The following is a 22,691-nucleotide window of genomic DNA, read 5'->3' on the forward strand; positions in this document are numbered from 1 at the left end:
TTTTGGACAATAGCGATTTCCAATCACCTTTAGATGCAATTTATACAGTCAGTGCATTTTTTGAAAAAGAGCTTAATTCAACTTGAAGGCGTAGTTAAGTTTGCAAAATCAAAATCTTATTTGTGATTTTCTTTGGCTATTTTAACCAGAAATCGCTTAAGAGAAGATATACATAAAGATAATTGGAGGTGAAAAATTGATAAATCGTAAACAGCAGGAGTGCATAGATGCTTGTAATGACTGCTTCGTGGCATGTGAATCCTGTGCTACAGCCTGTCTTCGCGGGAGTGATGTGGAGATGATGGTAAAGTGCATACAGCTTTGCCGTGATTGCGCGGATATTTGTGCGCTATGTTCAAGGTTCACGGCGAGAGACAGTCAGTTTGCAAAGAAACTTTGTACCCTTTGCGCTGATATCTGTGATGCATGTGCAGAAGAATGCGAAAAACATGAAGCTGAGCACTGCAAGAAGTGTGCAGAAGAATGCAGGAAATGTGCTGAAGAATGCCGCAAAATGGCATATTAATAACGACAAATGGGAAAAATAGGCAAGGCACAAAATTATAACTATTTTTCCATATTTTTGTATAAACAATCCTTATTTTTTGAAAATCATAAATAATCCCATTAGAAATCTTGCAAATTTAAACCAAAAATTGCTTTAATAAATAATAAAATAGATTTAAAGATGAAGTGACTCAACATGAAGGACAAAGAAATGATATTGGTGATATTTTTTATGCTCATATTTGTTGCAATCCTCGGGCTGGCAGCTATATTGCTGATGTAATAGTTATAATTAAAAACAGGCATCGGTATAACAACATGGAAAAATATGATACGATTATCGTCGGCGCAGGTCCGGCCGGGCTCAGGGCTGCACGGGTACTGGCAGAAGCAGGAAGATATACACTGATATTGGAGAAAAACAGGACAATCGGGCAAACAATATGCGCTGGCGGTCTAACCATCGGAGATATGGACTTTGTTCCAAAAAATATTGTTGATGCTGAATTTAATTACATGCTACTGCATACAGCAAAAGGATCATACGATGTGGACCTGGGCAGCCACCCTGTGTTTACGGTGGACAGGGAAAAACTCGGGCAGTGGATGGCAAAAGAGACTGAAAAAGCAGGCGCCCTGATCAAGACAGCAAGATGCGTCAGTGCTGTTGATGGAAACCATATAATTGTAAACGGCGAAAAAATAGGTTTTGATCATTTAGTAGGTGCTGACGGTTCTAACTCGATTGTCAGGAGATCCCTGGATATACCTGTTAATAAGACTGTAATAGGGATCCAGTATATAAGCAAAACACTGAGAAAAGACCTGGAGGTCTTTGTAGACGACTTTAGATACATCCTTAAATACAGCTGGATATTTCCACACCGGGGCTTTACATCAATAGGGATTGGAGGAATGACTGGAAACGGTGCATTGATGAGGCGCAGCCTTGATGAGCTATGTGATAGGCTCTCCATTGAAAGAACAAGGTTCGAAGCTGCACGCATTAACATTGATTATAAGGGATTTGTTTTCAAGAACAGGTTCTTAGCCGGTGATGCGGCTGGGTTTGCATCAGGACTGACTGGAGAAGGGATATACCAGGCTATTTTATCAGGCGAAGAGGTTGCCAGAGGAATACTGAACAAAAACTATGCATATCCTGGAATCAAACATCTTTTAAAAATGAAAAACAATCAGGAAAAACTTCTGCGCATCTTCAGTATAAATCAGTGCGTCCCTCATGTTGTTTTTAATAATTTCGTTCCTCTTCTTTTGAAGAGAAGAAATTTATGCGTTATGATCAACAACAAATATGGTATAGTGTAGAAATATAGGAGCGGGTAAGTACATATGGAAAAGATTCAGAGATGCAGCTCTTTATCTTGCATCTTTATAATCTTGGAGCCAATTATCACATTTTTATATCCAAAAAATAATCCTTTATTTTTATTATAAAAAGTAAAATCAGTAAATGTTTTTTTGGCTTTTTAAAGCAAAAACCGATTAAAGGATAAGCCCCGATACTAGTACATTAAAAATTAAAAGATGTAGTCTCTGGATACGATACATCTGATATACTAACATCAATTGGAGTAGAAAAAATGAATTCATTGGCAGTAATTAGAGCGAATGACAGCTCTAAATTAAGAACAACACTTCATGACCTTGTGAAGTATGGTCATATGTCATACGCCAACGTACCAAAAAGGCTTGAACCAAGTTTTGCGGACAGTATACTTGTAAATGTAATGAAGTCTCCATTAAAAAGCGGTTGCACGGTTGCGGCTGTTGTACCGTTGATTGATTCAGCCAGTGCAGCCATCAGCAGGCTGAGGAAAATCCATCCTCCGGCTCATGTGATAATTGTAAGCCCGAGGCATAAGATTTACCATGAGTTGATAGGTTGTATCGAAATGTTGCCAGAGGCGTTCCCACGTAAGCACCCCATTCAAAAAAAACAGGCTATCCCTTTATACGGCCTAAATATCCTCCCATCTGTAACGGCTTAAGTATAATAAAGGTTGGCGATTATATGTACAGACTATATACAAAAGTTGTAGCATTATCCCTTGGGGTATTTCTCGCAGTCATCTACGTTATCTGCGTGCTGTTTGACCTGCTCTGGCCTGTTTATGAGATGAGAAAAGTGTGGTCTCTCCTGCTGCCCGGTTTTACCTGGCTCACTCCGTCAAGTTTTCTGTTGGGTCTGGCTGAGTCATTCATATGGGGCGTGTTATCAGGTTTTATATTCGTGCCGATATATAATTACTTCAATAAAATATTTGCAGAGGAGGTAAAATGAAATATGATATTATAGTAGCAGGTTTCGGCCCTGCCGGATCAACCGCTGCATATGAATTAAGCAAAAAAGGCTTTAATGTGCTGGCATTCGATAAGCAGAGACATCCCAGATACAAGCCCTGTGGAGGGGGTCTTACTGCCAAAATCGAAAAGATTCTGGAGCCGGATTTTAAAAGTGTTGTTGAGAGAACCATATATAAAGTAAACTTTACTTTCAGGGGAACTGGGGATTTAAGGGCTGTATCCCAAAATCCTATTGTATACACGGTCATGAGGGATGTCTTTGATAACTTCCTCGTTGAGAAGGCAAGAGCTGCTGGATCTGAAATACACGAGCAGGAGAAAGTCACTCATGTGGAAGAAAGGAAGGATAACGTGCTTGTAATGACAGAAAAAAATACGCATGCTACAGAGCTTCTTATCGGGGCGGATGGTGTCAACGGCATAGTCGCACGTTCAATCGGACTCAAACCCAAAAAAAGAACTGCTGTACTTATAGAAGGCGAAGTTAATGTCAAAGAAAAGGCATTCAATAGAGTGAGCAATGAGATCCTGTTCGATTTTGGCTCTGTCCCATACGGTTACGGCTGGATTTTCCCGAAGGCTGACCACCTATCACTCGGTGTGGGTGGATTGAAGGAAATGATAAAAAATCCCAAACACTATTACTCAGAATTTCTATCAGACCAGTATCTGCTTGATGACATTGAGAGCGAACGTAAGTTTGGGTATACAATTCCTTTTTTTGATGGAGAGTCTAAAATCATAAGCGATCGAACCATGCTGACTGGCGATGCTGCCGCTCTTGTTGATCCTTACCTTGGCGAAGGAATCTATTATGCAATACGCAGCGGTCAGATCGCTGCAGAAGTTGCTGAAGGTATTTTGAATGGTAATATGACAACTGCCATTTATCAGGAACGCATTGCTCAGGAAATATACCCTGAATTCCAGTATGCGCGAAAGATCGGTAAGGTCTTTTATACATTTCCGAAATTAGGATATGAATTGCTGAAACATCACCCTGAATTCTATGAACAAATCTTCGATGTTGTGAGGGGAGATTTAAGCTATGAACAATTATGGGGAAAAATGAAAAGTAAGGTTCGCATCGAAATTTTTGCATATCTCGGACTTCTTAAAGCCAGATCCAGGGATGTTCAGGAGATGTATGATTCGATAGCTGGTCAGTATGATTCCTATGCATCCTTCTGGAAAAATACCATGGGAAAAGGGGTATGGACTCATTTTGAGGAACTGTTACAAAAAAATATTAAAGATGGTGCAACTGTCCTTGATGCTGGCACAGGGACTGGAGAAGCGATCGGGGCTATACTTAATAACTCAAATCCCTCAAAAGTCATTGGCGTTGATATCTCAAAAGGGATGCTGAAAATAGCACGGGAAAAAATAAAAGACAGAAGAGTCCATTTCGAGGTTCAAGATATTACATCCCTTCCATATCCCGACAATTCTTTCGATGTAGTTACCTCTACATGGGCGCTGGAAACGTTGAAAGAGCCAAAAAAGACGGTGTCAGAGTTCCTGCGTGTGATTAACGAAGACGGTTATGTAATCTATGCTTTCCATAGCTTGCCCACCGAAATAACAGGAGGGTTCTATTCTTATCTTATGGAGGGACTACTTAAGAAAAAATTTGAGTTACGTTTTCTCACTCTAAAAGAACGCCCGTTCCACAAATGTGACAGGTCAAGCATAGCAAGTTTTGCCGGAGGACTTGCGACAGTTGTGGTTCTCAGGAAATGCTGCAGTATGAACGACGAGACTGCGCCGTGCCTGATTGGCGAGAAAGAGATACCGGACAGTTATACTCATTAGGTAAGATTTGGAATATTAGTGCGATGAATCCCGATAAAAAATCTTCAGTTGTTGAGGAATTGGCGGAAAAAATCAGCCATGTTTTCTCCATCTATGAAATCCAGCAAGCTAAAGATACCATATATTTCTTCGGGATACCAAAAGAAGATGGAACAGTAATACATCGAAAATTATGGGCTATTTTTACTGAGAATGGGTATCAGTATTCTATTAAATATGAACTTGGGGAGCAGATACTGATAGCTTCTCCATTTAAAGCCGCTGGGGAGCGGATATGGATAAATGTCGTGCTGGCTCTTGCTACTTTTTTGACCACAATGGTAATGGGATCATTCCTTTTCGGGGCTGATCCAATCAGTAATCCATCTGATGTCGTAAAGGGTATCCCTTTCACCATCGCTATTATGACTGTACTGGGAGCCCATGAAGCAGGGCATTACATTGTTGCGAGAAAGCACGGTATGCATACATCACTACCATATTTTATCCCATTTCCAAGCCTGATAGGTACAATGGGAGCAGTAATAAAGCATCGCGGGCCTATACCTGATCGGAAAGCTCTTTTTGATGTTGGGGTATCGGGTCCACTTATTGGCCTTTTTGTATCCATTGCAATAACCGTTATTGGTCTCCTTCAACGCCCCATCCAGGTAACAGGAGAGGGATCTCAAATCCAACTGGGCCTTCCGCCTCTATTTGAATTCATAACATATTTCATACCTCTGAATGAGGCAGCGCCTTTGCATCCTGTTGCATTTGCAGGCTGGGTTGGGATGCTTGTAACAGCATTGAACCTCATTCCGGTGGGGCAGCTTGACGGCGGGCATGTCCTTCGCGCAATGGTGGGTGAGAAGGCATCCCGTTTATCAATGGTTTTGCCGTTTTTGCTTATTCCACTTGGATTTTATGTTACTTATTTCCTGAAGAGTGACGGATTCATGTGGATATTCTGGGGACTTTTACTTTCCTTATTTGCCTCTTCCGGTCATCCCAGACCGATTAATGACGATATTCCTCTGGGCAAAGGAAGGATAGTTCTCGGTATTATTGCTTTTGTTCTTGGGCTGCTCAGTATAACACTTGTTCCTATTCAGGTATTATAGAGGCGGATCAGGGGAAATCTACACCGACTACTGTTTATTTTCTGATTACAAGAAATTCAGCAATAAATCTGCTCAAGTCTGGCAGCCCACGTAAGGCAATCTACATTTTTCAAATCTTTAGCAGCATTCCTCAGAAGGCGGTTTAGCTAGCACCTCTGAAATGTCCAGATCGGATAAGTCTTCTATATTTATCTTCTCTCCAACTATTGGATTGATAATTAAATAATCTTTATAATTTTTTTGCAGCTCACGTATAGTCATTATTATATTTCTTTCACCTAACATAGATTGAAAGCGGACTTTTATCATCTTATCGTCTTTTCTTATTTCTCTTCCTGTTTTTTTAACTCTGTTTTTTCCAAACCAATTAATTTTATCAAACAATTTCATTATATTTCACCACTTAAAAGGTAATTATGGCGCCGATTAAAGGAATTGGAATCATCAGAGAAATTAAAGCAGCCATTTATGTTCCTCCAGATTTAATTTTAAACAAGATGATCAGCAAATTATTTTCTTACAGTCAGCACAGGAATTCTCGAACCTCGTATAACTTTATCAGCCACACTTCCGAGCAAAAATTTTTCCATCCCGCTTCTGCCCAGTGTGCCCATTACTATTAGATCGACGGACTGCTCCTCTGCAAGCCTCAATATCTCTTCAGCCGGGTGTCCTTCCACAATCCATCTATCAGTATGGATACCTTCTTTCTTTGCCAAATCCTCGATGTATTTTGTAGCCTCATTACCTTCTTGTCTCAAACTTCTTATGCCTTCTGTGGATATATCAGTAGAAAGGTACGATTTAGGACCATAATCGGTTTTTATGTCCATCACATAGACAGCATAAAGTTCTGCGTCGGAAAGCTTTGCAAGTTCGATTGCATGGTTTACTGCCTTTTTAACATGCTCTGAACCATCTGTTGCTATTAATATTTTTTTATACAGCTTACTCATAAATCCTCCAATACACATATAAAATGTTTATTTGGTTCTTTATTTAAGCGCTTTTCTCTTTAAGTTTTTTAGATTTTTAATCAGCTATTTTCGTTTTATACTATTTGCCGCTCCTGTGGCATGGCAGTCTGCACAGAACTTCGGTTGATGGCAGCTGCTACAGTTTTTACCTATTAAAACCTCTTTCTTATGTGTTGCCAACCAGTCGCCAGGGTGCTCTTTCTCTTTACTGTGGCAGGTGGCGCATATATTCTCTTTTAATGTTGGGCTGTGCTTCACATTAGAGTGACAGTTATAGCAGGCGATTTTATTGTTTGTAACGTGAGTCTTATGCACAAAACTGAAATCGTCATACTTTTCTACCCTTTCTTTGATATTATGGCATGAATAGCATTTATCCTTTGGAACAATATCATTTGCACCTGTTGATATATTTGTATGGCAGGTCAGGCATCCAGCCCCACGGTTGACATGGCTTGAATGATTAAAGTTCGTATAATTCCGAAATGTTTTTTCTTCTGGTGGGCCGTGACATGACGGGCATCCTGAAATAGAAGTATTATTCGATACATTCCTAAAATGACAGGTAAAGCATGTTGAAGAGGTCACAACTATATGCCCGGTATCTTTTTTCATCTGGGCAAGACCAGGATGGCACTGACCACAAGATGGTTCTGTAACTCGCTGGTGTTCTTTCATGCCTATCACAAGCATGGAATGGCAGCTTGTGCATGTTAATCCGATACCTCTATTGGGTTGGAGTAAATGGTCCCTGTGGCTGAAATTCACACCAAGGTAATTGGTATTTGAAGAAAAGATACGTTTTTCATGGCAGCTGAGACAGTTTTTATCAAGTACTTTTGCATAAAGCTGCCCGGAATAATCTTCAGATCTGGTCTCATAATTGTACATTTGTTTAAGCCCGTTCATCTTGCCTTTTATTTCACCGATTACGCCAGGCTCATAATGGCACTTAACACATGGAACACCATTATGAGAGGATGCATTCCATGAATCATAATATGGTCTCATGATATGACAGTTCTTTCCGCAGAATGCAGGATTCTCGGTTACTTCAATCGCTTTTTCAGAAGCTATAAACACAGCTGAAATTAGAACAATGAGCGCAATTGCGAACTGCAGTCGATGCGCCTCAATCCAATCCCTGATAATTGTTATAAGTGGTGTGTTCTTCATTTCAATTTTAAACCTTGATACATGTTAGTTCAACATAAAATCCAAATTTATCGCGAGCCGAAGAGATGTCAGTCGGATCAAATGACCAATTTTAATTTTCATAATTTCTGGTCGGGTTTTTCCTCATAAGGGCATCTCTCCGGATTTACTTCTGCATAATCTGCCGAATAAACTGATTTTATCTAGCAAACCGCTGCGTGACTCACCGGACTCGCGTCGAAAATACGCTTACACGCTGGCGTGTAGAAGAAGTAGGCCAATCCCATGTACTCACTTTTTAGCTGTGAGTTTGTCTCGTTGATCTCCACGCCGCAGCCACAAATAGGGCACTTGCATATTGCCATTGCCATTAGTTCACCTCTGAAATTAGATTGTTGTGATACTTGAAGTCATTTATGCTTCACAAAAATAAAATTTCGTATCTTTGTGTTTTCTTATTTGTAAAAAGAAAGCTTTAGAATGATAAAGATTGTAAAAGATTATATTTATCTCATAAAAAACAAAATCAGTAAAAATGGTATTATTTGAATTATTTATAGCTCATGGCATGATGGGACTTTTTACCATAAGTCTTATTTCATCCGTTATCCCGATACCCACAGAACCTGCAGTGTTTGGATTACTTGACGTTGGAAAAAAGCCGGAAATAATATTAACAACCTTAATAGTAGGCTCTATAATCGGAGCATCCCTGGGCTATCTTGTGGGAAAATATAAGCTTAGAAAAATAATCCCGTTCCATAACAAAGAAAAAGAAAAACAGATGCAGATGTACTTTCGTAAATACGGCGCATTATTTCTTCTGGTATCCCCTTGGATTCCCCTTGTGGGCGATCTTGCTCCCATGGTGGCAGGAATAGAGAATTATGAATCCAAAAGGTTCTTGATTGTGATTTCAGCAGCAAAGATTATTAAAAGTATAGGAATTGTTTATCTATCAATCAAAGTAATTGACTGGTGGACGCTATTAATAAAATAGAAACGAACGCTATATCTGAAAATTAATCCGCTGTTTTTGTTGTAAAAAGTAAAAAGATTGGTAAATGCTTTTTGATTTTTAAAGCAAAAACCGATTAAGGAATAAGCACCTACAACCAACATGTATCCAGGGTTCAGAGTTTATGCCAGAGCAACTGAATCCCAAAAGCGCCCGAAGGCAGAATCATGTTGGCTTTAAGAATACTTAAAGGGTGAATTACACTCATGAATAAAAGCGAAACTTTTGACGAAAGTAGAGATGGGAAGGAAGAATCATTTTAATAAACACTCCCCACTCACCGTCCTTAAAAGTTAGTTCTTATCATGGTAGACTCATAAGTTCAGTCATCGATCCTGAAGAGCTTAAACATAGGATTTGGTATTGCATCCGGGAAGAAAAGAAAAAAATTAAAGGAGGAAATAAAACATGAAAAATATAAATATTAGATATATGATTATGTCCGGAATAATCCTGTTATCCCTTGCATTTACAGTAAATATTGGCGTGGCACAATCGGATGATCCGACCGATGATACAACTAACGAAATTTATGAGGATATAGCGCCTTATGAAGGTCCAATAGGTCCGAGCAGTGCTTTTTACGGATTAAAAATTGCATTTGAGGACTTTAGTGAGATTTTCACGTTTAATGAGAGCGAAAAGATTGAAAAACAAATAGAACATGCAAGATCGCGGCTGGCTGAGGCAAAAACCGAATTGAGAAGCAATAATAAGGATAACGCCAATATGGCGATTGAGCGGTACAGGGAAAAAATCCAGGCAGTTGATGATTCAGTTTCGAATACCACTGAAAATGTTTCAGGACTTTTCAGTGCGCAGAGAAAGATTATGAAGCATCAGTTCGTTCTGGAAAGGCTTATTCAGGATTTCCCTGATAACGAAGGATTAAATAGAGCCTTTGATGACAGCGCGCAGCTTGAAAAAAGGTTTGAATCAAGGACCGACCGGAGATTTATGCGCACGTTCCAAAATGGTCCGCCTATTTTTAGGCAAGGAATGGAAGAAAATAATTATACAGAAGTCAATAGCAGAGGTGAAGAAAACAGTACAAGAGGCGGTTATTCGAGAAAAATCCCGCCAATGGGATTGTGGGAATAGACCTTTAATAATTACTTTTTTTATTTGTAAATAGAACGCTTTAAATTTTATTTCTTAAATTAATCCCTCATTTTGTTTCAAAAAAGTAAAAAATCAGTAAATGTCGTTTGGTTTTTTAAAGCAAAAACCGATTAAGGGATAAGCATCTACTATTAACATGTTAAGATCAAGAGGTGAATAAGTCTGCTTTCGGGAAAAATAAACGGTACAAAATCTCGTAATGCAGAGTCGAAATCATGGATACATTCAACATACTGACATATATTTGTAAAAAAAGAGACGAATTTGTAGCAAAAGGATTGAATGCACAGGATGCCGCAACAAAAGCAGAATGTGCAATAGCTGAAGAATACCATATAAGCCTTGCATCAATTAATAAGCTGGTTACATTTTGATTGACCTTTGGAATAAACATATCAGGGATACAAAGATAGCTATGAAAAAAAGCACTTTCAATAAAATAATAAAATCTCTTCGATGTAAGAATTCAATAATTATATCTTTGAGGTGCATCTCAGCAGTGTTATTTCTATTATCTTTCGCCAGCGTCAGCTCTGCTTTCTATGAAGCCACTCCTAAAATAGATGGACAAATTCAGGAAAACGAATATCAAAATCATTACAGGGACACTAAAATAAACATGGATGTTTACTGGACGCTGGATGAAGAAAATATATACATGGCACTGAGAAGCCATGCTAAAGGATGGATGGGTATCGGCATAGCTCCCACAGGCCCTCTAATGCAAGGAGCGGATATAATTCTGGGATATGTAAAAGATGGTAAATTGTTTATCCTGGATAGTTTTGCCAATTCAGCTGTAAACCATGCTCCTGATACCGCTCTTGGCGGAAAAAATGATATTCTGGAATCTGCTGGTTCCGGGAACGATAAAGGTACAGTAATCGAGTTTAAAAGGAAACTAAACACTGCAGACAGTTTTGACAGTACCTTAAAAGATAATGAGTATAAAGTCCAGTTAGCATACTCAGATACAGATGACCTGACCGGCTATCATCCAGCAAAATCAATGGCATTTATAAATTTCTTTTCAGGCAAGGGGCAGAATGAAGACACAAATAATGCAGGGAAGGAAGACAGCGTATTAAAAACCCAAAATCCTGCAACTGATTCCATCCCAACCAAAAAGGATCGGTACCAATCTTTCCTTACCATGCTCACCGGAGTTATCTCAATTGCGGGTATAACAGCCGCTTTGCTTATCATTCCGGAAAAGAGGAGGAAGTAAATGAGTCATTTACACACAATTTCGGCCGAGATGCATACCGGGATGCTTGTCCTGGCATTCATTTCTATTTCACTTAAAATAATTGGAGATAAACTGGGAAAATTCCCAAAAGCAACCCGGGTTCTTGAGCAGACAGCCTTTGTTTCAGCACTGGCCGGGTTATTGTTCCTTATAGTCAGTGCTATAACCGGGCTCACCTCGACCTGGCCAGGGGAGGCTTTGTTTGCTTCTCCTTTAGTGCTGAACAAGATACTGTTCACAGGATTCGCGATAATCTTCTGGACGATATTCCTGCTGATAAGATGGAAGTATGGAGTAGATTTATGGAAGAGCTTGAAGCTGAAATCTTTGTATGTTTCGATGGCTCTGGGAGGATTTTTAAGCATAACGCTGACTGGTTCAATGGGAGGACATATAGCCGGGAAAGAGAGCCTGCTTGATCTCGTTTTGCATAAATCGGGAATAAACACCCACGTGCCTTTTACCCTGCCTGAAACATGGATAGTTCCAATACTGGTTTTTATTTTATCCATTTTGATTGTATCCATGTTGCTAAGAAAGAAGTATAAAATAACAAGCGAAGGCGCTCTATATGACTCAAACATACATTAAACGACTTAAATGTTGGAAATGTTTCAGGACTTTTCGGTGCACAGAGGATAATAAATGTTTATTTTTTCTTCATAATGCAAATTTTCGCATAGTATTACCAAAACATTTCTAAATACTTTGCGCTTTAGAAAATTAATATCTTATGTATATTTATCTTGGCTTTATAAAGCACAACTGTATTAAAAACCAAATTCCATATATAAAATTCTTAACATGATCATGGTATAGATTATGCTCGTTTTAAAAAACAGAATGCAAATTAGAAATGGCAGGAGTAATCAACATGCTAATCGTTATTATTTGATTGCTGTCATAATATTTGTCATGGCATTTTTCTCATCTCTGGCGCATGCTACAGACGGCAATTCTTCCTTGCACGTTCATCCGGATGCGAATCTGTCCGTAACCTTCCTGATGAAAGACATTGCAGAACAAAGAAAAGTTAATATCGAGGATTTCGGAAAAAAAAATCCAGTAACCTCCGACCCTCCTGGCTCTTCGTTCAGGTTTTTTAAGGTAAATGCGCAGAACATTTCTTTCGAAAAAATCACCGTTAATGCATCATATTCAGAAATGGAGATAAAAGATACTGATGAAGAAAAACTCATGATTTTCCGGCATGAACACAATAATTCAACATGGGTCGTGCTGCCTACAAAAGTGAACACAGAAAGAAATACTCTGGAGGCAACAACCGATTCCTTCTCTCTCTTTGCAGTTTCATCTCATTTTGAAAATTCCTCTGTCCATAACCATAATAGCACGTCTGAGATCGATAACAACACCTCTCATGACCATGCAGATAAAGAATTAATGCCGATATCAGTTTCCTTTACCGGACCCGGGAACACAAAGATCATCCTTGAGTTGGATAGTAGAAATAGCTCAAATGCTCCATTACCCGGAAGCCCGATCAAATTCTTCAGGATATATGCCATAAATTTATCATACGATAAAGTGAACATGGAGATAGCATACTCCGATTCAGAATTAAATGGAACGGATGAAAATAACCTTTCTATCTTCCATTACTCCAATTCAACATGGGTGCAGTTACCAACTGAAATAAATGAAGATGAAAATATACTGAGGGCATCTACAGAATCCTTATCACTGTTCGCAGTTTCGTCTTTTTCCGATAAAGGACACAATATGACCGGACATAATATGAGCATGGGGATAGTGTCCGAATGCCTGCGATGCCACGGAAGCAATACGAATTACAGCGGCGGCATGATAGGGGAAATTACCCCGAAAATCAATGAAGGCATCTTGAACGAGAGCATTCATGCAGGTCTGAATAATGCAAGTTCCGATCTCAACAGGGCATGCTGGGCATGCCATTCCAACTCAACAACACCTCCGATAAAGCACCCGATGCATAATCCTGCGCTCACATGTGTCTCCTGCCACATCTCCGGGAAATTTAATTCGCTAAGAGCAGACGAGCATACCACCCATGCCACCAATATCACCGTGAATGCCACGTGCCAGATATGCCATGGCAAATCGCAGATGATCAACCTCAACGGGAGCACCCTGAATTCAACAATTTCCCACTATGGCAAGAACAGGACTGACATGCTGGATTCAAACAAAACAAGCACTAACTGCACATACTGCCACCAGAACCCTGCTTCTGAGTTCTCGGATGTTTTCAATAAGACCTCAAGGACGAACATAACCCACAATGGCGGCATAAGTTGTTCATCATGCCACGGCACAGGCAGGCTACACAGTTCAACACTTGCAAATATGCAGGGTTATAATTTATCGAATTGCATACAGTGCCACGGGACAAGTGGCTTTGCCCTGAATAAAGTAAGCGAATCATCCATCAACCAGAGTATTCATGCAAACCTGAACAATGCAAATTCCAGTCTCAACAGGGCATGCTGGACATGTCATTCAAATATAATTACTGCACCAGTTGCACACCCGAATATAGCTGAACAGCCGGATACCTGCTCCACATGCCACATTGACGGAGCTCTTAACCTGACAAAAAAATTAAAGCCAAATCATCTATCAAGGCATACTCCCGAAAGCAACCAGGTAAAGGTGGCAGCAGCCTGCACCCTTTGCCATAGCAATGATGTCCTTGCTTCAGGGAAAACAATAAATTCCACTGTATCTCATTACGCCCAATACCCTAAAGTGGATACCAGGGATTGTGTAAGCTGCCACCAGAATAAAGAAACCGGGAAAAAGTGGGGGAGCCCGCCTGACCCGAGAGAGACAATTCAGCTTGTTGAGGTTGAAAAGAAACTTGTTTCAGATGAAACCTGGAAACTTGACCGGAACTACAGCATAGCGATCATCGAAGTGGATAAAGAAGGCCAATCGTCCTGGCTTGAACTGTATTACAACGGGAAACCGATACAGAAAGACCTTGTTCCCGAAGGTGGCATCTTCAAGTACGATGCAAAACTTGTTGAGAACGGCGACAATAAAACAATAATAGATCTTGGGATATCGGAAATATTATACGGCGGAACAGTGAGCCTTGTGACTTTTCGCGGATTTGTGCCAAAACATATACATACCGAAACGAGCAGCGTCCAGTGCTACGCCTGCCATGTCAGGGATTACAGGCAGGGTAAGCCGGACGGGTACAGGTATTTCGTACTCAAAAACGAGGAGGAGAATATCACATTAAGCCAGATAGACATCGATTTCTCAGCCGTAGATAAAAAAACGATGTACTCGGGTGAATCATGGGATCTTGGAAGTGGATATGAACTGAGAATAAAGGATTTCAGCCGCACAAATATGTATCTCACATTAATAAAAAACAATATTGTTGTCAAAGAGGAGTTCGTCAGGGAAGGGGATTACTTCACATACAATACAACATCGAATGGCGTCGAGGTCACGATGTTAAGCCTGAAGATAGCTGGTATGTTCGTAAATGGATGAGTACGTATGAATGAATTGATAAAATACCTGTTTTTTATTATTCTCATCTTCCAGGTGATCAATGTATCATCTGCCGCTGCGGCGGAAGTGGCAATTATCGTAATTGAAGATGTTCGCCACCTGTCAAATGAAACGTATGTGATCGGGCAAAATGAAACTGTTGGAAATTATACTGGTTCAGAACTGGTTCCTGGCCAGTATATAAAAATCGGTGAAGTGCCGGCAACGTTCCATGAATCTGCCCTGACCAGCGGGAATTTCAGCCCCGAATGCAGCGGCTGTCACAACCTCGGTGGAATAGCCGCAAAGCAGATAGATGTTAATGCTTTAAGAAAGAGCGTCCATGCGAACCTCAATAATAGAACAGAAAGCAAAGGAGTAACCGATCCGATCAACAAGGCGTGCTGGGCATGCCACGGCAACGGCACCATGCCTCTGACCCATCCTGAAGAATACCTCGCACCAAGATCATGTTCATCGTGTCATTCATTTACTACTGCTTATGATGCCCCCGGTGTCAATGGCCACACAAAAGCCGGGGAAAAGCTGACTTTGAAAATAAACTGCGAGATATGCCACAGCAATAGTCTTGTAAAATACGGATTTAATATTTCGAAAGCCAATGTTTCGCATTACTCGGCAAACATAACATATAACTCCACAGATTGTCTTTCCTGCCATGGGAACACTACCAATGCTGCTAAATGGGGGAACGCATCCCTGGTATATTCCCACAACGGTTCATGCATTGATTGCCACGGAACAGGGCAGGTTAAAACTCTGCACGATATAAATCTTACAATTCCCATTGAGAGGACATGCATAAAATGTCATACGAGAGAGGACGCTGTGGAAAAATATGGGGTCAGAGGCATTATTCGCACACATTACCCGGGAGCGCCGCAAGGGCGGGCAAATACGACAGCGCAGAATACCAGCTTCTCGTGCGAACTATGCCATAATGTGGTCAACACTACGCTCCATAATCGCTCACTCACTAAAAACCTCCTGGACTGGGATAATATTTCACAGGATGATAACTTATCACGGATCTTTTGCTCTGAGTGCCACAGTACGGAGGGAAGCTTTCCATATAAGCCCGCCATTCAGATCCCGCGCCTCATCCACGGGAACAAGACTGAACATGCTATACTTGGAATGAGACTGAACTGCGAGACATGCCACGATTCCAACAGGGTGAGCAGGTTCCACAAACCTACCCTTGCATGGGAAAGACCTGTTGGAAGGGTTGTGGATAGCAGGGATGCCCGGTGTACGGATTGCCATAATACCCATATTAAACAGACCGTTCCTGATGTTACATGCACAAACTGCCATTCAGATTATGACGCTTCGCATTACAGCAGTCTGGTAGTAGAAAAGATCAACAAAACCCTCACATGCGGCGTATGCCACAATGAGATAAAAAATCAGTTCCATAACCTTACAGGACCTGATAAAGAAGTTATAAAACTCCAGGTAAAAACAAATGGTTCGGTAACATTATCATGCGACTCCTGCCACAACGCCACCGGAAGTGAGAAATTTCATTTCAGTGAGTTCCCGGCAGGCACAATCCAGTCGCCGGGATGGAATAACTGGAACAATGGCACCAGGGTGAATAAGTGCACTGATTGCCATGTAAAATACGGTGGTAATCCACCATTTAACGCCACGAACCTGACAAATATCAGGCACAGGGAAGCTTCTAACTGCACCCTCTGCCACGGCGGGGATACTCCTATCGCCCTGCACGTGCTGCAGAAATCAACCGGCGTTCCATATATTAAGGATATAATTCTTATCCCCAGGAAAAGTTACGCAGGCGATAATATTTCCATCAGTGTCCTGGCAGTTGCAGGATGGGATTCCAATATCTCGGATGTGGAGTATTTTATTGACGCCATAGGGGAGGGTGGAAGCGGCAGGAACCTGACCCTTGGAAAAGAACTTGCCGGTGACCAGGTGAGGGAAGCGTTTGCAGATATTGATACAACGGGCCTGACTGAGGGCACGCATATAGTTTCTGTGCATGCACAGGATTCAAAAGGCAGATGGGGAGATGTTTTGCCCGCCCCTTTTGTGATAAATAAAAAGATCAGCGCACTCTATTTATTCAGGCACTGGGAACTGGTATTCCTGATAGCGGGCGTATTGATTTTAATATACATATTTAAAAAATTTGGTAAATAAACTATTATGGACACAGGGAACATACTCTTACTGGTCGGATTATTTGCTTCGATAGCTTCAATATTGATATGTAAACTCAATCGCAGCTATTTTATATATGGGCTCAGCCTGGCGTTTCTCTCTATTTCAGCCGCGGCACTGCTTCTTGTTTACTATTTTATCTCAAATGATTTTGGTATAAATTACGTATATATTTATAGTGGAGATATGCCCGTCGCATATCGGATTGCAGCCTTGTGGGCAGGGAAAGAAGGCATGCACCTGCTGCTGGCATGGGCCGCCATGTTGTGTGTTTTGCTATATTATATAAGAAATCAGGCGAATAATGGATTCGAACGGAAGATAATATGCATAGCCATGGGCATCGAAATTTTATTTTTATTGGCCACCCTTATGGGTTCGCCTTTTAGACCCACGCCAGACGCATCAGGGGAAGGTATTTTATCAGGTCATGGTTTGAGTCCGAAGTTGATAAGCCCCTGGTTGCTGGTCCATCCGCCCCTGGTATTAATGGCGTATGCGGCAGGAATTATTCTATTTGCCGCTGCAATTACCTACCTCTATTCAGGGGAAAAAGAGTGGGTTAACACTGCAAGGTCATGGGGAAGAGCTTCATGGCTGTTCTTATCCCTTGCTATGGCGACAGGCGGTGCATGGGCATATGAAACTGTCGGCTGGGACGGCTTCTGGAGATGGGACCCGGCCCAATCGGGCGCGCTCATAATATGGCTTGTCCTGACTGCGGCGCTGCATGCGGTAATAAGGCATCAGCGCAACTTCCGGGAGTATGATACAACTGCTCCGCTGTTATCCGCTTCAGTATTTATACTGAGCATTTATGTAATGTCCTTCTCGCGAAAAGGGGTGCGTGGTTCCGACCACAATTTCCTGGGGAGCGATTTATGGATCATATTGTTCGCTGCAATGTTGTTGGCCACAATAATAATGATATTTTTAATCCGCAGGAGAAAATCACAGGAATCCGGATGGAAAATGACATTGAAGAACCTGCAATCACTTCGCACTTCATTCCATACAACTATTTTGTTATTGTGTATGCTGGCTTTTATCCCATTCTGGGGTATCACACATGACATCATCTCTGAGAAGATTTTCGGGGATCAAATCTTAATTCCAGAAGAAGTCTATAATTTCTGGAGTTTTCCTATAATACTGCTGCTGACAGCGCTTACGGGATATTGCCTGCTTCAGGGTGTAATAAAACCAAAAGTCCTCCAGCTTATAACGCTCTCAGTGATCCTTATAGGCGCTGTGACTGCATTCTTCCCCGGGACGCCGACTCTCCTTAATACTGCTTCAGAATTCTATCAGCAGTCCATGTTTGTTGTACAATCTATTGGATATGTATCTGTAATTTCTTATACACCAGTATCTATTTTTGCCGCAGGAGGAATATTTTTCAAATTTATTCGCGGCAAACACAGGTTTTCACGTAGTAATATAGGTATAGGATTTATCCATGCGGGATTTATTTTTATTGTTCTCGGAGCAATTGTATCTACGTCTTTCAGTACAGAAGCCACTGTCGATTATGCCTCTATCGAATTAAATATTCCAAAGGGCATAGATGCTGTATGGAGCGCAGCGGTAACGGATATCAACACTACTATAAAAGCTGAGGCTGAATCGGAACAGATTTTAAATTTAAATTTCTATAAAAATGGGTATATGCATGGATCAGGTATAGTCAGCTTATCAAAGAGTGACAGATCCGGTTATTTCCATAAACTCCTTATTCACAGGACATTGTTTGCAGATATCTTGATGCATTATTCTGAGGATGCATTAAACCCTTCTTCGATCAGTCTCAGTGTGGAAGTGATGCCGCTGGTAAATGTTCTCTGGGCTGGGTCCCTGTTTATGATTCTTGGCATAGTTATCCTGATATGGCCGAAAATTTTTTAAAAAAAATTTTGGTGATTTTTTTATGAATTTAAATCAAAAACTGCATAAATAGAGGAGGATAGAGTACTTTGAGGAAAAATGGAGGTAAATAAATGAATAAAAAATTGATAATTACGCTAATGTTATTAACAGCAGCAGCTTTTCTGGAGTTACCAGCGGTTTTCGCGTCTCAAAATGACCAACAGATGGATACCATGATGAATCAAAATATGATGGATAGGAGTCGCCACCTTATCCAAGATGGTGCAACCTTTGCACTTGAGGCAAATCCAATTGTAAAAAATATTAATGGCAGTGATGTTCTCATGTATGCCTACAACGGTCAGATACCTGGACCCCTGATAAAGGTTAAGCAGGGCAGCAGCATCTATGTTAATTTCACTAATAATCTTGATATAGAAACAACTGTCCACTGGCACGGCTTGAGGATAGAAAACAGATATGACGGTGTTCCTGATGTTACGCAGGAACCTGTCAAGCCTGGTGAAAGCTTTCTTTACAAGTTAGATTTCCCTGACGAGGGAATCTACTGGTATCATCCCCATATAAGAGACGATATAGGTCAGGAATTGGGACTATACGGGAATATACTTGTTGAACCTGCCCATCACATGAGCAGTTCATTGGATAAAAAGGCAACTCTATTCCTCGATGATATCAAATTTATGAATGGCGATATCTACCCTTTTAACAGAAATTACACAGATTTCACTCTGACAGGACGATTAGGGGGTATCATGCTGATCAATGGAGAGGCGGATTATCAACTGAATATGAGAAAGGGCGAAGTTGTGCGGTTCTATCTTACAGATTCAGCAAATACGAGAACATTTAATTTCTCAATTGAAAACACCAAGATGAAATTAATCGGAGGAGATTCAGGAAGATATGAAAAAGAAACTTTTGTGGATTCTGTAGTACTCAGCGTCGGAGAGCGGTACATTGTAGACGTTCTCTTTGATAAGCCTGGCACGTTCCGGATTCTTAATAACATTCCAGAAGAGAATAACACGGTGAAGACATACGTGCTTGGCACAGTGAAGGTCTCTGATGATGTATCTTTCAATATGGGATCAAAGAGCTTCTCGATTCTTAAGAAAAATTACGACGTGATTAGAGATATAGCACCGTTCAAAAAATATCGTTCCACATCACCGGATTATAAGCTTGATCTCACTGTTGATATCCTCGACAAAGAGCTGGCAAAGGAACTTGAAAAAATGGCAATGGCTGTTGAGCCAATAGAGTGGGACGAGGATGAAGATATGGCTATGATGAACAGCATGTCAACAAGCGAGAATGTGAAATGGATTATCAAGGACAATGTTAGTGGAGAAGAGAAACCCAACTACCAGGTAAAGGTAGGCGACATAAAGAAGATCAGGATATTCAACGATCCAACATCGATGCATCCCATGCAGCATCCTATACATCTGCATGGACAGCGCTTCCTTGTTCTTGCACAGGATGGTAAATCCAATGATAATTTGGTGTGGAAGGATACACTCTTCGTGCCTGCTGGAAGCACCATAGACATTCTCGTTGAATTCACTAACCCCGGGGAATGGTTGATGCACTGCCACATACCAGAACATGCGGAGGCAGGCATGACCGCATCCTTTAATGTAAGTCCATAAAAAATGCATCCGAAGCAGTTATTAACTAAAAAAGAGATGTTATTTTATAAAGTTAAGGGAGGATAATATGAAACTATCAATAAAAACAGCAGTTGTTGTGCTTGCTGTCTTCATGCTGTCCCTGCCTGTTTATGGACAGACGGGTAGTGGCATGATGGGTGGAAAAGACATGATGGGGGCTGGCATGATTGGCAGCGATATGATGCGTGGAATAGCAAAAGATATGATGAACCGGGGCCACGAAATGAGAAACCAGGAGGGTATGACTGGAATGGGATTTATGCACAGCGGGGGGAATAGCTACGGGAATTATGTGACTTTTTCTGTGGATAATAGTACGGGAGCCGTGATGAATTACGGTATATCGGGTATCACGATTTTTGATTCTATCAAAGTTGCCAACTTTGATTTTAAGGATTCAACAACAGCAGGCGCCCTGACAAGAATCGAGAATAAAGACGGTTCTGTGGTGATGCAATTGCATGATAATCCTGCTTCTGTGATAAACATCAGAGCAAAAGCAGCTACAACTATCACTTTTGATCTCGCAGAGGGTGTGAAAGCTTCAAAGGAAGATAATGTAGTGAAAATAGAGACTGGTAACTTGACTGCATTTGTCGCTTCAACGAACTCTACATCTATAAGCATTGATGGGGGAGTGGTCAGGATTGGACCGGTTACAGGAAATGTTATATTCAGGGCTGTGCCTGTGAATATGCCGGTTGATGGGATGCATCAAAAGTTCATGGGAGAAATGATGAGGAACAGGGTGGGAGCAGAGGTTTCTGTAGGGATGTCGGATAAATATTCCATTGTCAACTATTCCGAGAATATGAACGTTCAGATAAAATCCATGGAGAAAAATCGTATGAGGATGACAATTAATTCCACAGACCCCTCCGGAAAATTTGTTATGATGAACATAGATAACAGTTCTTTAGTGTGGAACGAAAATCAGAGAATGCGTTTATACCTTGACAACGAACCAATGAGGCAGGTCATGACAGAGCAGGAACTGTATGATTCAAAAGAATCTTCTTTCTGGCTTACCATGCCCGGTGGAAACCGTATGGAAGCTATGATGTATATAGCAAATTTCTCTGAACGCAAGGTGGATATTGTGGTTGAAGATGCCACAACGCCGACTCCAACACCTGCTGCAACGCCACCAGCAAAAACACCTGTTTCTACATCCTCAACACCCGGATTTGAGATTGCTCTCGGAGTACTTGGTGCAGGCATTGCATACCAGTTTAGACGAAAATAGTGGTGGATAGCCAGTCATTTACTTACTGTAGCGTTCACTACCTTTTTTAACTTTTTCTCAACCTGCTCGGCAATGGGTAAAAGCTTTGGATTGCCAACTTTTCCAAGCTGAACAGTAGGTAAGACCGCACTGACAAATGTTTTCCCACCCTCTGTATAAACGATGACATTGCAGGGGAGCAGGACCCCGATATCCCGCTCGGCTGTCAATGCCTGATAAGCCAGCGGAGGATTACATGCTCCAAGGATTATATAATCCTCGAAATCTACATTAATTTTGGTCTTAAGAGTTTGCTTGACATCTATTTCTGTGAGAACCCCGAACCCTTCTTTTTTCAGTTCGTCCTTTACTTTTGCAACTGTATCTGAATAACCCAGCATAGTCGATTTTTTGTAGTTGTACATTTTAAATTTACCTCCATCTCCTCTTATAACAGGTCTTTCTTTTTCTCTTCAAATTCTTCTTTACTTATCTCTCCCCTGGCATACTTTTTCTTCAGTATCTCAAGTGCTGATTCCTCTTCTCTTTTGCCGCCCTGCCATAGATATCTTATAAGCAGTGCAAGCCCTATGATTACCAGTATCCAGAATAACAGCCAGAGTATCCCACCTCCATAGCCCATCATTCCGGCTCCGTAATCGTCCATCATGCCTAATTGCATATTTGACCTCCACTAAATGATTGATTTTTGACTATAAAAAGATAGAGATAACCTCTAAAAATGCATGTTTTCCCTATACACCTCTCAAGGTTGCGGTTAATAGTAGCACCAATATGCCTAAAAACAGGTTAGTTTTTACTAATGTCAGAATTGTGTCTGGTTTTGGGGCAAAAGGTGCCAACTTCGTAGAAAGAACAAAACTAACCCAGGTAACAATGAGAAT

21 protein-coding genes are annotated in these 22,691 nt (G+C 40.9%); 15 read left to right on the forward strand and 6 right to left on the reverse strand.

Annotated features, from left to right (window positions below; all coding sequences use genetic code 11):
- Positions 1–196 precede the first annotated feature (196 nt).
- The 6 genes from FIB07_17110 to FIB07_17135 all read left to right on the forward strand — a co-directional run bounded on the left by FIB07_17110 (position 197) and on the right by FIB07_17135 (position 5,753).
- On the forward strand, positions 197–526 hold the full coding sequence (locus FIB07_17110) for a four-helix bundle copper-binding protein (protein NJD54566.1): 330 nt from the start codon (positions 197–199) through the stop codon (positions 524–526).
- 299 nt (positions 527–825) lie between these two features.
- A complete protein-coding gene (locus tag FIB07_17115; GenBank protein NJD54567.1) occupies positions 826–1,836 on the forward strand; it encodes an NAD(P)/FAD-dependent oxidoreductase in 1,011 nt (336 codons plus the stop codon).
- A gap of 275 nt (positions 1,837–2,111) precedes the next feature.
- Complete coding sequence (locus FIB07_17120; GenBank protein NJD54568.1) at positions 2,112–2,519, forward strand: DUF356 domain-containing protein; 408 nt, start codon at positions 2,112–2,114, stop codon at positions 2,517–2,519.
- A gap of 23 nt (positions 2,520–2,542) precedes the next feature.
- The gene (locus FIB07_17125) at positions 2,543–2,812 is read left to right on the forward strand and encodes a hypothetical protein (protein NJD54569.1); all 270 of its coding nucleotides are present in this window, start codon (positions 2,543–2,545) and stop codon (positions 2,810–2,812) included.
- Positions 2,809–4,650, forward strand: a complete 1,842-nt coding sequence (locus FIB07_17130) for a geranylgeranyl reductase family protein (protein NJD54570.1) — start codon at positions 2,809–2,811, stop codon at positions 4,648–4,650. Before FIB07_17125 ends, FIB07_17130 begins: the two co-directional genes overlap by 4 nt.
- 23 nt (positions 4,651–4,673) lie before the next feature.
- A complete protein-coding gene (locus FIB07_17135; protein ID NJD54571.1) occupies positions 4,674–5,753 on the forward strand; it encodes a site-2 protease family protein in 1,080 nt (359 codons plus the stop codon).
- A 117-nt stretch (positions 5,754–5,870) separates the two neighbouring features.
- On the opposite strand, the gene FIB07_17140 is transcribed toward FIB07_17135, so the two are convergent.
- The 4 genes from FIB07_17140 to FIB07_17155 form a co-directional block, all read right to left on the reverse strand.
- Positions 5,871–6,143: a hypothetical protein gene (locus FIB07_17140; GenBank protein NJD54572.1), complete on the reverse strand. Its 273-nt coding sequence runs from the start codon at positions 6,141–6,143 to the stop codon at positions 5,871–5,873.
- Between the two features lie 119 nt (positions 6,144–6,262).
- A complete protein-coding gene (locus FIB07_17145) occupies positions 6,263–6,709 on the reverse strand; it encodes a universal stress protein (GenBank protein NJD54573.1) in 447 nt (148 codons plus the stop codon).
- 84 nt (positions 6,710–6,793) lie between these two features.
- Entirely contained in the window at positions 6,794–7,906 is a 1,113-nt protein-coding gene (locus FIB07_17150) for a hypothetical protein (protein ID NJD54574.1), read from the reverse strand.
- A 182-nt stretch (positions 7,907–8,088) separates the two neighbouring features.
- Positions 8,089–8,250, reverse strand: a complete 162-nt coding sequence (locus FIB07_17155) for a YHS domain-containing protein (GenBank protein ID NJD54575.1) — start codon at positions 8,248–8,250, stop codon at positions 8,089–8,091.
- Positions 8,251–8,420: 170 nt separating this feature from the next.
- Here FIB07_17155 and FIB07_17160 point away from each other — a divergent pair, with 170 nt between their 5' ends.
- The 9 genes from FIB07_17160 to FIB07_17200 all read left to right on the forward strand — a co-directional run bounded on the left by FIB07_17160 (position 8,421) and on the right by FIB07_17200 (position 21,807).
- Positions 8,421–8,885, forward strand: a complete 465-nt coding sequence (locus FIB07_17160; protein NJD54576.1) for a DedA family protein — start codon at positions 8,421–8,423, stop codon at positions 8,883–8,885.
- A 426-nt stretch (positions 8,886–9,311) separates the two neighbouring features.
- A complete protein-coding gene (locus tag FIB07_17165; GenBank protein NJD54577.1) occupies positions 9,312–10,004 on the forward strand; it encodes a hypothetical protein in 693 nt (230 codons plus the stop codon).
- A 391-nt stretch (positions 10,005–10,395) separates the two neighbouring features.
- Complete coding sequence (locus tag FIB07_17170; GenBank protein ID NJD54578.1) at positions 10,396–11,253, forward strand: hypothetical protein; 858 nt, start codon at positions 10,396–10,398, stop codon at positions 11,251–11,253.
- Positions 11,254–11,865, forward strand: a complete 612-nt coding sequence (locus tag FIB07_17175) for a hypothetical protein (protein NJD54579.1) — start codon at positions 11,254–11,256, stop codon at positions 11,863–11,865.
- Between the two features lie 231 nt (positions 11,866–12,096).
- Complete coding sequence (locus FIB07_17180; GenBank protein NJD54580.1) at positions 12,097–14,784, forward strand: hypothetical protein; 2,688 nt, start codon at positions 12,097–12,099, stop codon at positions 14,782–14,784.
- Positions 14,785–14,790: 6 nt separating this feature from the next.
- On the forward strand, positions 14,791–16,977 hold the full coding sequence (locus tag FIB07_17185) for a hypothetical protein (GenBank protein ID NJD54581.1): 2,187 nt from the start codon (positions 14,791–14,793) through the stop codon (positions 16,975–16,977).
- 6 nt (positions 16,978–16,983) lie between these two features.
- Positions 16,984–18,903, forward strand: coding sequence for a hypothetical protein (locus FIB07_17190; protein NJD54582.1), 1,920 nt, complete (start codon positions 16,984–16,986; stop codon positions 18,901–18,903).
- A 92-nt stretch (positions 18,904–18,995) separates the two neighbouring features.
- Positions 18,996–20,540 (forward strand): multicopper oxidase family protein, encoded by a 1,545-nt coding sequence (locus tag FIB07_17195; GenBank protein NJD54583.1) that lies wholly within the window; start codon positions 18,996–18,998, stop codon positions 20,538–20,540.
- A gap of 67 nt (positions 20,541–20,607) precedes the next feature.
- Positions 20,608–21,807, forward strand: a complete 1,200-nt coding sequence (locus FIB07_17200) for a hypothetical protein (protein ID NJD54584.1) — start codon at positions 20,608–20,610, stop codon at positions 21,805–21,807.
- A gap of 14 nt (positions 21,808–21,821) precedes the next feature.
- Here the strand turns inward: FIB07_17200 and FIB07_17205 are convergent, their stop codons facing one another.
- Both FIB07_17205 and FIB07_17210 read right to left on the reverse strand, forming a co-directional pair.
- Entirely contained in the window at positions 21,822–22,211 is a 390-nt protein-coding gene (locus FIB07_17205; GenBank protein ID NJD54585.1) for a DUF302 domain-containing protein, read from the reverse strand.
- Between the two features lie 23 nt (positions 22,212–22,234).
- Positions 22,235–22,453, reverse strand: coding sequence for an SHOCT domain-containing protein (locus FIB07_17210; protein ID NJD54586.1), 219 nt, complete (start codon positions 22,451–22,453; stop codon positions 22,235–22,237).
- Between the last annotated feature and the right edge of the window lie 238 nt (positions 22,454–22,691).

It is taken from the genome of Candidatus Methanoperedens sp., from assembly GCA_012026795.1.
Lineage (GTDB): Archaea > Halobacteriota > Methanosarcinia > Methanosarcinales > Methanoperedenaceae > Methanoperedens.